The following is a 12934-nucleotide window of genomic DNA, read 5'->3' as shown; positions in this document are numbered from 1 at the left end:
GTGCGGCCTCAACCACGGTGATCTCGCTGCGATATACTCGTTGAATTACGTCTAGTCGTTTCTCGTCTTTCATTGTCAGGGTTGTCATCCTTCCACCCTGACATAATTACGTTGCCGTTAACCCCTGACATAATCACTTTGCTGCAACAGCCGCGTTGAAAAGCGTTGACGCCGCGCTCGTTGTGCTCTTCCGCCGTCGGCGTCGCGGACCATGATGGCGTGGCAAACGCCAACGACAAAACTGCGCAAACAAAAAATATCCCACGCGCACAGCTGCGCCCCTGGCTTGCGCTGCACAAAGGAATCGCATAGCGGCGAGAAAGTTTTAACCCAATGAAATTGAACGGCATCATATTATCAACATTTCGGAGAACGTGAAGGCTATGCTATATCACCCTTCGATTTTGCCGATCAACCCGGCTGGCGGTTGACGCCGGCGCGGACAACAAATATTGTCAGCACAAATAAGGAGGATCGCGTCATGGACAAAGTAAATTTCCCCTACCGTTCGGACAGCCACTTGCCGTTTCTGCATGTCGTGCATGAATCGGGCTCCTGGGCGAAGCATGGCTTAGAAGTCAATTACGATTACGAAATCACCTCGGCGGACTCCCACGCCAACGTCGCCAACGGCAGCGTCGAATTCGTCGGCGGCAATCATTTATCGCCCTACATCCGCCGGCCCAGCGGCGACAAATGGGTTTACTTGGGCCAGACCGTGAGCCTGCTCAATCATCGCATGATCGTGCGCGCCGATTCGGGCATCAACAAGCTCAGCGACCTCAAGGGCAAGAAAGTCGCCACCAAGGGCAATCATCCAGGTTTGAATACCTGGCTGTTCATCAAGCAAGCCGGCCTGCTCAACGACTGTCACGTCGAGAAAACCAAAGGCAGCAAATTTCACTGGGAAGCGGTGCGCGACGGTGAAGCCGACGCCGCCTTCGTCACGCCGCCGGCGGATATTCTTTCTAAGCGCGCCGGCTTGAAAGTTATCGACGTGTCGTTCTTGCCGATGGTGTGGTTCACCACCGTATCGAGCAGCTCGATGTTCGTCGAAAAGCATCCCGACATCGTCGACAAAATGCTCCGCGGCATTTGCGAAGGCATCGCCTACTTCAAAACCCACCGCGCCGAATCCATCAAGATCATCAAAGATAAATACACCGCCGAAGGCGTCCTCGACGAGGAAAGCGCGACCCATCTGTACGAAGACCTGAAACGGATCTTGCAGGCCAAACCCTACGCGACCCTGCCGGCGATCTCCAACGTTTATGAAATCGCCATCGAACAAAACAAAGACGCGGGAAAATGCGACCCCATGGCGCTCTGGGATTTTCATCATCTACGAAAAATCGATGACAGCGGTTTTATCGACAATCTATATCGAACCTAAGACGTTCATGCTTCGACGAACTCAGCACCAACGGAAGATCCCGGATGCCGCGGATTTTGTCCGTTCGCCCTGAGCGCGTCGAAGGGCTCCCCACGATCCAAGCTATCACGCAAGGAACCTTTGATGAGCAATGCTACTCCCAAGCTCGGTGTCAAAATGGCTCCTGACGACGCCAAGGCTTACATCGATGCATTGAACCGCAAAGTTATTCAGCGCTGGAAAGAGCGCGTAACCAACGGTCCATTCATGAGCCAGTTTCTCGAAGGTAGCTTGCCGCTGCCAGCGATCAAGTTATTTTTCAAAAACTGGGGTAACTTCACCGTCGAGATCAACACCTTAGTCGCGGTCTCCTATCACAAGCACATCGGCTTTTTTAAACGCCATGCCGATCTAATGGCGCCGCTCGGCGTCAAGATCGCCGACGAGTTCATCCACCCCAAACCGCCGGGTCATGTGCTGGTCATGCTCCAAACCGCGGAAGCGCTCGGCTTGACGAAAGACGAAATCCTGCGTCAACCTATGCTGCCCGAGTGCCGGGCGATTCTCGACTTCAAACGGCAACTGATGTGGGAAGGCACCGTCGCCGAGTGGTGGTTCTCGATGTTGACCGAAGAACCCATCGGTCATTGGGCCGCCATGTGGTTTCGAACGTTAACGCAGAAATACGGCTTCACCAAACAGCAAGCGGTTTATTTCTCCACCCACGAAGAGGCCGACTTGAAAGAGCACGAAGACGGCGTCATGGGCCACGGCAGCTTTAATAAATTGGTCATGCAGCGCATCTTGGAAGACGGCTACGCCGACTGCCGCGAAGGTTTCAATTTAGAATACTGCGCCACCGCCGCCGTCGATCTCTACGGCGTCATGCACCGGGCGGCGGTGGAATTAGCACCATGAAGCTGGGCGCAATGCATTGCGCCCATGATCGCATCAGGTAAGAACCCATGACCCCATCCAACCACGATTTGCGCGCCTTCTTAAACGAGGTGGAAAAGATCGGCGAGCTGCGCCGCATCGAAAATATTCCCTGGGACAAAGATCTCGGCGGCTTGGTCGAGATGATTCTCGAGCGCAGCGCCCATCCGCCGGCGATGTTGTTCGAGAAAATTCCCGGTGGGCGCCAGGACATGGAGATTCTGTGCAGCCAGATCGACACCTTGCCGCGGTTGGCCATCGCCATGGGCACCGACCCGAATTTAGGGCTCACCGATTTCATTCAAGCCTGGCGAAAAAAAATTCGCAACTTCGAGCCGGTGCCGGCACAGTTCGTCAAAGACGCGCCGATATTTGAAAACCACGTCGAAAACAATATCGATCTCGAAGCCTTCCCGATTCCGCGCTGGCATGAAGAGGACGGCGGCCGTTACATCGGCACCGACGATCTGGTCATCACCGAGGATCCCGAAGAGCATTGGATCAACGCCGGCACTTACCGCGTCATGCTCCAGGGCAAAGACGCCGTCGCGCTTTACATCTCGCCGGGAAAACATGGCCGCGTCCAGCGGCAAAAATATTTCGACGCCGGCCAACCCTGCCCCGTGGTTATGTCCTTCGGTCATCATCCGATTTTGTTTCTCGCCGGTTGTTCCGACGTGCCCAACAAAATGAGCGAGTTCGACTACGCCGGCGGCGTCATCGGCGAGCCGATTCAACTGGTGCGCGGACCGCTGACCGGCTTGCCGATCCCCGCCTATTCCGAAATCGCCATCGAAGGCGAGATGGTTCCAGGTGACGATCTCCCCGAAGGACCGTTCGGCGAATGGCCTGGCTATTACGCCAGCGCGACGCGGCCAGAACCGGTGGTGCGCGTCAAGGCGCTCTATTATCGAAACAAACCGATTCTCTGCGGCGAGCCGCCGCTGCGTCCCTCGGCGGGCCAAGGATTTCACCGTTCGATTCAACGTTCAGCATTGGTCTGGAATGCCCTCGAAGACGCCGGTGTGCCCGACGTTCAAGGCGTATGGCTCCATCCCGCCGCCTACCGATTTTTTTCCATGGTGAAAATCAAGCAACGCTACCCTGGCCACGCCAAGCAAGCCGCGCTGATCGCCAGTCAATGCCGCGCCGGCGCTTATCTCGGCCGCTATGTTGTTGTCGTCGACGACGATGTCGACATCTACAATCCCAACGACGTCATCTGGGCCATCGGCACGCGCTCCGAACCGGAGAACATCGACATCCTGCGCCGCTGCTGGAGCGGCCCGCTGGACCCGGCGATTCCGCGCGAACGCAAAGGTTTCAACTCGCGGGCGATCATCGATGCGACGCGGCCCTATGAATGGATAGATAAATTTCCGCCGGTGAATGCCGTTACCGATCAACTGAAGGTTGAACTCGACAAAAAGTATCCGGCCCTGCTGAAAGAGATGATCGGGCGGGCTCACTAATTTTTTGGATGACGCCAAGCCTCTAACCAAGCTCGCAAGGAGTGTGACGATGATGACAGCGCTTGCTATCGCACTTAGCCTCTTCTCGCTTATTGCCGCGCCGAATCTCGCCATGGCGCAAGCGCCGCCGCAAAGCGTCATCCTCGGCCATAGCGGCGGCGCCGGATCGCTGGGCAATTTGCGCCGGATTATCGAGCGCGAAAGGTTTTGGGAGAAGTATGGCCTGAACGTCAAGAACGTTTACTTCAGCAGCGGCGGCGTCTTGACCCAAGCGCTGGCCGGCGGCAACATCGCCGGCTCGGAATCCGAAGTGCCGGGCATGTTGAACCTGGCAGTGTCGGGCGTGCTCGATCTAAAACTCGTCACCGTCACCATCAACAAGATCGAACATGTCTTTATCGTCCGCAAAAACATCACCAAGCCGGAAGAACTCAAAGGCAAACGGCTCGCCATCAGCCGCATCGGCTCGGCCTCCGACACCGTGACACGCATGGTTTTGAAGTCGTGGAAGATCGATCCGGACAAGGAAGTAACGATATTGCAATCCGGCAACACGCCGACGCGCATGACCGCGCTGGTGGCCGGCCATGTCGACGCCGCGCTGATTGCGCCGGATGTTTTACACAAAGTCCTGGCCAACGGTTGCTGCCGCGTCCTCGCCGATCTTTCCGAATTGCCGCTGGACTACGCGCGCTTTGGCGTCATGATTCCAACCGTGCTGATCAAAACCCAGCGCGATATGGTGCGCCGCATGCTGATGGCGTATGTCGAAGGAATCTATCTATTTAAAACCCGCCCCAGGCTTGTCTACGGCATCATGGAAGACGCCGGCATCAAAGAACTGGCCGTGCAAAAAGATCTCTACGAGCGCGAATCGAAAAGCTTTCGCGAATTTCCCGTGCCCGAGACCGGCGGCATTCAGAATGCACTCGACACCCTGACTCATCCCAATGCTAAAACCACCAAGCCGGCCCAGCTGATGGACACCAGTCTCTTGGAAGAGATCAAAAAATCTGGCTTTATCGATAAACTGTACGGGCGGGCGAGCTAGTCAATCTCGATCGAAGGAGCTTTATTTGAATTTGCGCACTGCGATACTGACCGCGATACTGGCCATGAGCGTGAACGACCCCGCCGTCCACGCTCAATCGAATCAAATCATGCTTGGCTACAGCGGCTCGGGCATCAGCTCGGATCTGCGCCGGGTGATGGAGAAGGAACATATCTGGGAGAAACACGGCCTCAACGTTAAATCGATTTATTTCAACAGCGGCAATATCCTGACCCAAGCGATGCTCGGCGGCAACATCGTGGTATCGGACTCCGGCGTTCCCGAGATGTTGAGCTTGCCGGTGTCCGGCGCCATGGAGACCCGCGTCATCACCGTCAACATCAATCGCCTCGAACATATTTTTGTAACGCGCAAGAACATCGTCAAGAACGAAGATCTCAAAGGCAAAAAAATCGCCGTCAGCCGCTTCGGCTCGGCTTCCGATTTGACCACCCGCATGGTGCTGCGCACCTGGAAACTCGACCCAGAAAAAGATGTCCTGCTATTCCAATCGGGCAACACGCCGACGCGCATGTCGGCTTTACTCGCGGGTCATGTCGATGCCGCGCTGGTCAGTCCGGAAGGCATACACAAGGTCTTAGCCAGCGGTTGCTGCCGCGCCTTCGCCGATCTCTCCGAGTTGCCCCTCGACTTTGCCCGCTTCGGCGTCACCGTGCCGGCGGCCCTGATTCGGAACCAGCGCGACACCGCCAAACGCATCGTCATGGCTTACATCGAAGGTATTTACGTTTTCAAAACCAAACCCAAACTGGTCTATTCGATTCTCGAAGAGGAAGGCATCAAAGATCCCGCGGTGGCCAAAGATATTTACACTCGGTTGAACTTCAGCATACGCGAATATCCGATCCCCGAGCTCGCCGGCGTGCAAACCGCCCTCGACTCCCTCGGCCATCCCAATGCCAAGAACGTCAAAGCCGCCAGCTTGATGGATACGACTTTGATCGAAGAAATCAGAAAGTCCGGCTTCGTCGACAAACTCTACGGTCGCGCGCCGAAGAACGAAATATAATCACTCAGGAGTCGGCAAGCATGTTTGGCAAAATTAGTTGGATCGTCACCGCACTGGCATTGTTCGCTTCAGTGCCGCTACATGCGCAAGAAAAGATTCAAACGGAAAAAGTCCGCATCGCCATCGCGACAAGTTCAATGGCATTTCTAGTTCCGTTTATCGCCAAAGACCGCGGTCTCTATCTCAAACATGGCACCGAAGTCGAGATCATCGTCATGCGCCCCAACATCGCCATGGCGGCGCTGCTCGGCGGCGACATCGACTACGCCGAACTGATCGGTTCGATCATCCGCTCGGCGGCGCGCAATCTGCCAGTGCGGGCGATTTCAACCAGCATCAAGGCGCCATTCTTCAGCATCATCGGCCAGAACAAATTTAAGAGCATTAAAGATTTGAAAGGCGCGGTGATCGGGCTGACCTCCATCGGCGGCACTAATCACGTCAGCACGCGCATGACGCTGCGCCAATTCGGCCTCGACATCGACAAGGACGTGAAGATCCTCGCCATCGGCGAAGAAAAACTGATGTACGATACCTTCAAAATGGGCCGGGTCGACGCCATCGTCGTCGCGCCGCCCTTTTCCGTGCAGGCCAAACGCGAGGGCTTTCCGATCCTGGCGCAAACCGCCGACCATGTGGTCATCCCGTTTTCCGGCCTGGGCACGACCCTCGAAAGAATTAAAAATAACCGCGCGCAGGTGAAGAAACTTTTGAAGGGGGAGATCGAAGCGCTGCGATTCATTCAAGGCAATCCCGCCGGCACCGTCGAAGTGATCCGCAAGCGTTTCAACATGGACGAAAAACTCGCCCGCGACTCCTACGACGCCGTCGCCAACGCCTTTAGCCGCGACGGCCGCGTCCCTTTGGACGGCGTCGACATCCTGCTGCAAATCGAAAAAGACGCCAAAAACATTCCCTCGACGATCACGCCGCAGATGATCGTCGATAGTTCGCTGGCGGAAGAAGCGTTGAAAGAGTTAGGCGGGAAATAGTCCTCGATTAGCCGTGAGATTCAGAGAAAACCGGTTGTGCAAATTATTCACGGCGTGAATGATTATCATTCACGCCGTGAATAGCTTTATTAACTACTCGGATTAACGTGGGAAAATCGACCGCATAACGTCCCCCATGAGCCGCCGGCCAACGGCAAGCGGAGCGCCGCTCCTGGCCCGGTCGGCTCGATTACGATTGGCGTCACCACGACTAGCAGCCGCGTGGCGAGAACCACACCGAAGGCTGCCCCTTGGCGTCGTGAAACGGAAGCCAACCGGAGATTGGACCCGCCGGAACTTTTTCTTCTTCGTTGCATGGGTTGACGCTCAATGATTCGACCTGTACCCAAAGCACGCCAGCGACACGCTTGAACGCCCGCACGTTTACTCTTAGATTCACTTCGGTGCGAGTGACCGGAACTCGTAGCGGTGCGAGATCACCGGGCCTCGTGTGCAGCGGGATTGGGGCGCCCGTCAGAAGATAAGGCCCACCCTCCAACAATTTTTCCACCGGCAAGAAGCGCCCAACATCTTTTACTCTCACCCAGCCCGTTCCCTTGCTTAGCGCGATCTCGAACCAGGAATTGCTTCGCCTCAGTACGATCGCACCAGGCTGCTCGTAGCCGAACTCCATCGTCGGTAGTTCGCCACCATTCGCCACCGAATCCGTAGTCCCGATTGCACAACGAGCCCTTCGCAGCCGCCTTCCTGCGGAAATATCCAGTACTTCGCCACATAAATCTTGCCAAACGGGCGGCCGCTTGCCGGCGATCGGAAGATCGGGATGTCTCGTGGCTCGAAGCGGTCACATGCTCCGCCGCCGAATACTTCGGGCAGCGGCAGAATGCCGATGATGCCGGCTGTCCTCTCCTCAAACGATTGGGACATGACCGGCGCAGCGAGAAGCGCCAGAGCCAACGCGAGTAGATGCTTCAGATGTAACGCCCAACTCATACCTCTCATCGCCTTTCCCGGCATCACCGTCACACGTAAAGGGTGGAGCGGAGCTTAAACGGGCGCGGACTTAGAGTTTCGTCACCCTGACCCGCTGCTGCGCTCTCTTCTCGCCCGTCGCATAATGGTCGCCCTTCACCGCCGCCTGGGCGTCGGCTTCATCTTCGTCCGACCATAAACCTAAATCGTAGCCATGCCATGGGTCCTGCGGTTTCAACTTCGGCAACTCTAAACGCTCCCACAACACCTTGGCGCGTTCCATATATTCTTTTTTCGGCAACGACACCGGCGGGTAGGCCCACTTGCGCGTCGCGTCCATCAGCATCGCCGAAGAACCGGCGATCTCGTCGACGGACAATCCCTGCTCATGCCCCGGAGGAAACACCGACGGGTCCATCTGCGGCGTGCGGTTGCGGATGATGAGAACGTCGCGGTGCGGCTGCATACGGAACGCCATCGCCCAGAACAGCGAATCGAGATTGCGCGGATTGATATCCTCATCGACGGCGATGACCATCTTGCCGGTGGCGGGATTGTAGCCGACCATGCTGTGCAGCGCCTGCCAGACGTGAGCTTGATTGATCTTCTTCATCTTGATGACGCAGATCTGGCGCACGGCGATGCTGTGAAAGGCGACTTCGATAATGCCGGGAATGTTGCACTGATCGCGCAGGAAACGCAGATAGTTTCCCTCGGCGGCAACTTGGCGCATGACGCTCGACTCGCTCGGCGGCATCTGGCTGATGATCGTCGCCAGGATCGGATTTTTCCGATGCGTGATGCACTTCACGTCGAAGTAAGGATTCAATAATTTCTCGGCGATGTATCCGGTGGATTCGCCGAACGGCGCTTCGGGCTCGAGAAACTCGGTGGAGATTTCGCCCTCGATGACGATCTCGGCATGGGCTGGGACGAGAATGTCATTGGTTTTGCATTTCACCACTTCGATGGCCGCGCCGGCCAAACCGCCGGCGACGTCGAGCTCACTCACACTGAAAGGAATCCGCGACGGCGCGGTGTAGGCGACGCAGGGCGGCGCGCCGATCACCAGCGCGGCTTGCAGTGGAATGCCGCGCTCTTTGCACTTGCGCCAATGATATCCGCCGTGATTGCTCGAGCTCAGAAACACGCCGGTGCGCGTCGGGCTTTTGATATGGCCGCGATAATTGCCGACATTGATCAGCCCGGTCTCGGGATCTTTGGTGAACCAATGGGAGGCCGTGGTGAAAGGCCCGCAATCGTAACCCGGAGTGGAAATCGGCACGGGGAATTCACCCAAGGCGCCATGCTCCATCAGCGAATCGCCGATGTGAATCTCTTCATGCACTGGCGCCTTTTCGACAATCTTCGGCGGGATCGGATTTGACTGCGCGTGATTCCAGCGATCGACGATTTCTTCCGGCGCGCATTGCAAACCGAAACCGTATATTTGCCGCGTCGCCGCCAGGGTGCCGACGACCACGGGAATATCGTACTTGCGCCCCTTGGCGTCGATCACGTTGGTAAACATGAACGCGCGCCGCTCTTCCTCCGCCAGCCCGCGAAATTGCCAGCGCACCAGCGGCATGAGTTCCGTGTCCTTGTTGATCTGCTCGTCGATTTTGACCAGCAGCCCAGCCTTATCGAGCGCCGCTATATGTTCGCGCAAATCTTTGTAGTAGCCCATAAGAAAAACTCCTCGAGTGAATTCCTGTCAGTGGTGATATGTGATTTCGAGTGTGAAAGCCAGTGAATCGCCCTCACCCTAGCCCTCTCCCACTTCGTGGGCGAGGGAAAAGATCAATGCGCCTTCGATTGTGGTGGCGTCCTTCATTACTCCCTCGCCCATTCCGATGGGAGAGAGTTGGGGTGAGGGTCCAAATCAGAATCCCAGAGCGCAGCCGCCCTTGCGCGGGTCGGAGCCGCCGACGAAAGCGCCGGACTCGGGGTGAACGAGAATCATATGCGCGCCGCCGAAGCTCTCCGGATTGCCGCCAACAACTTGATGGCCGCGGCGTGTCAATTCTTCTTTCACGCTCGGCGGAACTTCCGGCTCCAGCCCAACTTTAAATCCATCGATATGATTAAAGCGCGCGGCGGAAATCGCCTGCTGCGGCGTCATGCCGTGATCGATCAAGTTGGAAATCAATTGCACCTGCACCTGCGGTTGCACATGGCCGCCTTTCAAGCCGAGCGCAGCGTACGGCTTGCCATTCTTTAAAATCATGCCGGGCATCAGCGTGTGCACGCAACGCTTATGCGGGCCAATGCAGTTGGGATGATTTTCATCGAGTGAAAACAGGTGGCCGCGATTCTGCAAGATTATGCCAGTCTCCGGCTCGACCACACCGGAACCGAAACCCATGAAGTTGCTTTGGATGAACGAGACTAGATTGCCATCGCGATCCGCAGCGGCAACATACTCTGTGTCGGTGCCGCTGGGAACATTGGGATATTCGCCGGCGGCACGATCCATATGAATGAATCCGTGCAGCTGCTCCGCCCTCCGAGCGGCAAACAATTCGCGCACATCGACCCTCATGAAGTCGCGGTCAGCGAGATGCCGATCGCGGTCGGCGAACGCCAACTTCTTCGCTTCGATCATCGCGTGCAGCGCCTCGGCGGAATTCGCTCCCATTGTTTTGAGATCGAAGGCTTCGAGAATCTTCAGCATCTCCAGCGCGACGAAGCCCTGGGTGGTCGGCGGCATTTCAAAAATATCGAAGCCGCGATAGTTTGCCGAGATCGGTTCCACCCAATCGGAGCGATGATCGGCAAAATCCTTGCGCGTAAACAGCCCGCCGAGTTTCTCCGAGCAGCGCACGAGTTGGGCGGCAATCTCGCCTTTGTAATAGTAATCCGCGCCCTCCGCGGCGATCCGTTTCAACGTCGCAGCCATGCGCGGATTGCGAAAAATCTCGCCAGCCTTCGGCGTGCGGCCGTCGATAAGATAATTGATCGCCGCGCCTTCGTCAGCTTTCAGTCGCGCTTCGGATTCATGCCATTGCTGCGCGGTCAACTCGGCAACCGGAAAACCTTCTTCCGCATGGCGAATCGCCGCTTGGAGAACTTCAGATAGTTTTTTTGTGCCATGAGAATCGAGCAGCGTCGCCCAGCCATGCACCGCGCCTGGTACCGTTACCGAATGAATGCCGCGTTGGGGCATTTCGGCAAAGTTATTTTTACCGCAGAAAGCCAAACTAGCCGCATACGGTGAACGCCCGCTGGCGTCGAGCGCTTTGATCGACTTGTCTTTGGCTGAGTAAAATAGGCAAAACGCGTCGCCGCCGATGCCGATGGAAGACGGCTCGACGACACCAAGCGTGGCCGCGGTGGCAATCGCCGCGTCGATGGCATTGCCACCGCGCATGAGTATTTCAACTCCGGCCAATGTCGCCAACGGCTGGCTCGACGCCACCATGCCGTTTTTCGCAAGGACAGAGTGTTCCGACATTATTTCACCGCATGCCGCGCGCGAGTTGAGGACTCGTCGATGGCGCGCTGCAAAAGGATTTCCAGAGACGGCTGGACCTCGACTTGAAAAAGGATTTGATACGAGAATAAACCAGGCAACAGCCGCAAGCCGAAGTTATTCATGGCCAACAAGAAACGGCTGAGAGCGTTATCTCCCAGCGCCGCCGGATATGGCGCAGGGAGCCCGCGCGACGAGTTGACTTGAAAGCCGCGCTGTTCGAGCAATTGGCGCAGCGATGAAAAAGTAAACAACCGGCTATGGGTCATGTCGAGTATGCCCCGCTTGCCGTAATTGAACTGCCCGAGCAGCATCATCGCGCGCATGACAAAGAAACCGATGTTGGGCGTACTGATGATTAGCTTGGTTGTGGTGCAGTATTTCATCGAGTCGCGCAGCCGGTCGACAAACGCTTCGGGCGCAGCCAAATGCTCGATCACGTCGAGCAGCAGCACGTAGTCGTAGTCGGCAAACGGCACCTCGGGCAAACCCACGTTAAGGTCTTGCTGGATGAAGCGGTGCAATTTGACATTCGCCGCCAGCGGGAACTTGTCCACCGCGGTGATCTGGCAGCCCCGTTCTTTCTGTAGCAGCGCGCTCACGTAGCCGCCGGCGCAGCCGAGATCGAGCACTTTGGCCCCCTTCGGGATGATATCGAGTGTCGCCGTGTGCGTGCTATCGTAACCGACTTTCAGCTCATAGTAGCTGTTCGATTTACTTTCCGGCCCGCAGTCAAACTTGCTATCGTAAAAGATGCTCAACTCGTGAGCGCGTGATTTGAGCGTCGCTTTGGCGACGTCCCAGGCGTACTTCAGGCCGTTCACATGGCAAATCTCATCGCCATAGTAGGTCGGGATCGGCAGCTCGCGGATGCGCTGGCGGGCTTTGATTAGTTGAATGATAATTTCCGTGTCGAAGTGAAAATCGTTGGTGTTGCGGTCGAAGGGTATTTGTTTAAGCGCGGCGATGGAATAAATCCGGTAGCCGGAATGAAACTCGCTGAAATCGGTGCGCAGCAAGCGGTTTTGAAACCCGGTGAGAATTTTATTGCCGAGATATTTATACAGCGGCATGCCGCCCTGGCGCGCCGCGCCGCGGTCGAGCATGCGCGAACCGAACACGGCGTCGGCACTGCCGTCTCTCAAGGGTTGCAACAACTCCGGCAACGCTTCCGGCGCGTATTGACCGTCGCCATGAACCAGCGCGACGAAATCGAAGCCCCGTGTGATGGCGTAATGATAACCGATTTTCTGATTGCCGCCGTAGCCCTGGTTCTTAGGATTGAAAAGCACGTGGAGGGGAAAAGCCAGGGAGCCGGCGGCTTTAATGCTTTGCCCGACTTCAAACGTACGGTCGCGGGACGAATCGTCGATGGCGAGTATCTCGACTTCGTAGTCATTGGCTAAGCTCGTGGGAATGCGCGACAGCACGCTCTTGATCGTCTCCTCGGCGTTGTAGGCGACGATGAAGACGAGGACTCGAGGTTTTTTCTGGTTAGCCATCAATCAAACTCACGGAATCAGCGGTGGCCGATACTCAAACACTACTTTGGTTTTCCCGGCCGGCAAAAATACTGCCTTGTAGCTGCCGAAGGTCAAAGCTATCGCCGTCGGCATACTATTTACAGTCGCGCGCCAGTTGGCATCCCAATTGTCGACGAAAGTGAGCCAGGATGC

Annotated in this window: 10 protein-coding genes and 1 pseudogene; 6 read left to right on the top strand and 5 right to left on the bottom strand. The window is 56.5% G+C overall.

The features are described from left to right. The first annotated feature begins 481 nt into the window (after positions 1-481). The 6 genes from EXR70_22735 (at position 482) to EXR70_22710 (ending at position 6853) form a co-directional block, all read left to right on the top strand. Positions 482-1393 carry an ABC transporter substrate-binding protein gene (locus EXR70_22735; GenBank protein MSP41313.1) on the top strand — a complete coding sequence of 304 codons (912 nt, stop codon included), beginning with the start codon at positions 482-484 and terminating at the stop codon, positions 1391-1393. A gap of 123 nt (positions 1394-1516) precedes the next feature. Further along, the gene (locus EXR70_22730) at positions 1517-2290 is read left to right on the top strand and encodes a hypothetical protein (GenBank protein ID MSP41312.1); all 774 of its coding nucleotides are present in this window, start codon (positions 1517-1519) and stop codon (positions 2288-2290) included. Between the two features lie 47 nt (positions 2291-2337). Beyond that, positions 2338-3780: a UbiD family decarboxylase gene (locus EXR70_22725; protein MSP41311.1), complete on the top strand. Its 1443-nt coding sequence runs from the start codon at positions 2338-2340 to the stop codon at positions 3778-3780. 49 nt (positions 3781-3829) lie between these two features. Next, positions 3830-4831 (top strand): ABC transporter substrate-binding protein, encoded by a 1002-nt coding sequence (locus EXR70_22720; protein MSP41310.1) that lies wholly within the window; start codon positions 3830-3832, stop codon positions 4829-4831. A 64-nt stretch (positions 4832-4895) separates the two neighbouring features. Continuing rightward, positions 4896-5861: an ABC transporter substrate-binding protein gene (locus tag EXR70_22715; GenBank protein MSP41309.1), complete on the top strand. Its 966-nt coding sequence runs from the start codon at positions 4896-4898 to the stop codon at positions 5859-5861. Between the two features lie 20 nt (positions 5862-5881). Next, on the top strand, positions 5882-6853 hold the full coding sequence (locus EXR70_22710; protein MSP41308.1) for an ABC transporter substrate-binding protein: 972 nt from the start codon (positions 5882-5884) through the stop codon (positions 6851-6853). 211 nt (positions 6854-7064) lie between these two features. Here EXR70_22710 and EXR70_22705 read toward each other — a convergent pair whose 3' ends face one another. From EXR70_22705 to EXR70_22685, 5 genes and pseudogenes are all read right to left on the bottom strand, one after another. Then, positions 7065-7397 carry a hypothetical protein gene (locus EXR70_22705; GenBank protein MSP41307.1) on the bottom strand — a complete coding sequence of 111 codons (333 nt, stop codon included), beginning with the start codon at positions 7395-7397 and terminating at the stop codon, positions 7065-7067. 50 nt (positions 7398-7447) lie between these two features. Further along, the gene (locus EXR70_22700) at positions 7448-7807 is read right to left on the bottom strand and encodes a hypothetical protein (GenBank protein MSP41306.1); all 360 of its coding nucleotides are present in this window, start codon (positions 7805-7807) and stop codon (positions 7448-7450) included. Between the two features lie 70 nt (positions 7808-7877). After that, positions 7878-9473, bottom strand: a complete 1596-nt coding sequence (locus EXR70_22695) for a UbiD family decarboxylase (protein MSP41305.1) — start codon at positions 9471-9473, stop codon at positions 7878-7880. A gap of 195 nt (positions 9474-9668) precedes the next feature. Next, the gene (gene ggt / locus EXR70_22690) at positions 9669-11240 is read right to left on the bottom strand and encodes a gamma-glutamyltransferase (protein ID MSP41304.1); all 1572 of its coding nucleotides are present in this window, start codon (positions 11238-11240) and stop codon (positions 9669-9671) included. A gap of 749 nt (positions 11241-11989) precedes the next feature. After that, positions 11990-12760 (bottom strand): annotated as a pseudogene (locus EXR70_22685) (glycosyltransferase family 2 protein). Between the last annotated feature and the right edge of the window lie 174 nt (positions 12761-12934).

The sequence above is a fragment of the Deltaproteobacteria bacterium genome (assembly GCA_009692615.1).
In the GTDB taxonomy this organism is placed as follows: Bacteria; Desulfobacterota; Binatia; order UBA9968; family UBA9968; genus DP-20.
The sequence above is the reverse complement of the archived record's forward strand: the minus strand, read 5'-3'. Positions and strand labels throughout refer to the sequence as shown.

Coding starts and splice junctions, on each gene's coding strand:
- EXR70_22735 (MSP41313.1), top strand. CDS start 482: ATGGACAAAGTAAATTTCCCCTACCGTTCGGACAGCCACTTGCCGTTT.
- EXR70_22730 (MSP41312.1), top strand. CDS start 1,517: ATGAGCAATGCTACTCCCAAGCTCGGTGTCAAAATGGCTCCTGACGAC.
- EXR70_22725 (MSP41311.1), top strand. CDS start 2,338: ATGACCCCATCCAACCACGATTTGCGCGCCTTCTTAAACGAGGTGGAA.
- EXR70_22720 (MSP41310.1), top strand. CDS start 3,830: ATGATGACAGCGCTTGCTATCGCACTTAGCCTCTTCTCGCTTATTGCC.
- EXR70_22715 (MSP41309.1), top strand. CDS start 4,896: ATGAGCGTGAACGACCCCGCCGTCCACGCTCAATCGAATCAAATCATG.
- EXR70_22710 (MSP41308.1), top strand. CDS start 5,882: ATGTTTGGCAAAATTAGTTGGATCGTCACCGCACTGGCATTGTTCGCT.
- EXR70_22700 (MSP41306.1), bottom strand. CDS start 7,807: ATGAGTTGGGCGTTACATCTGAAGCATCTACTCGCGTTGGCTCTGGCG.
- EXR70_22695 (MSP41305.1), bottom strand. CDS start 9,473: ATGGGCTACTACAAAGATTTGCGCGAACATATAGCGGCGCTCGATAAG.
- ggt (MSP41304.1), bottom strand. CDS start 11,240: ATGTCGGAACACTCTGTCCTTGCGAAAAACGGCATGGTGGCGTCGAGC.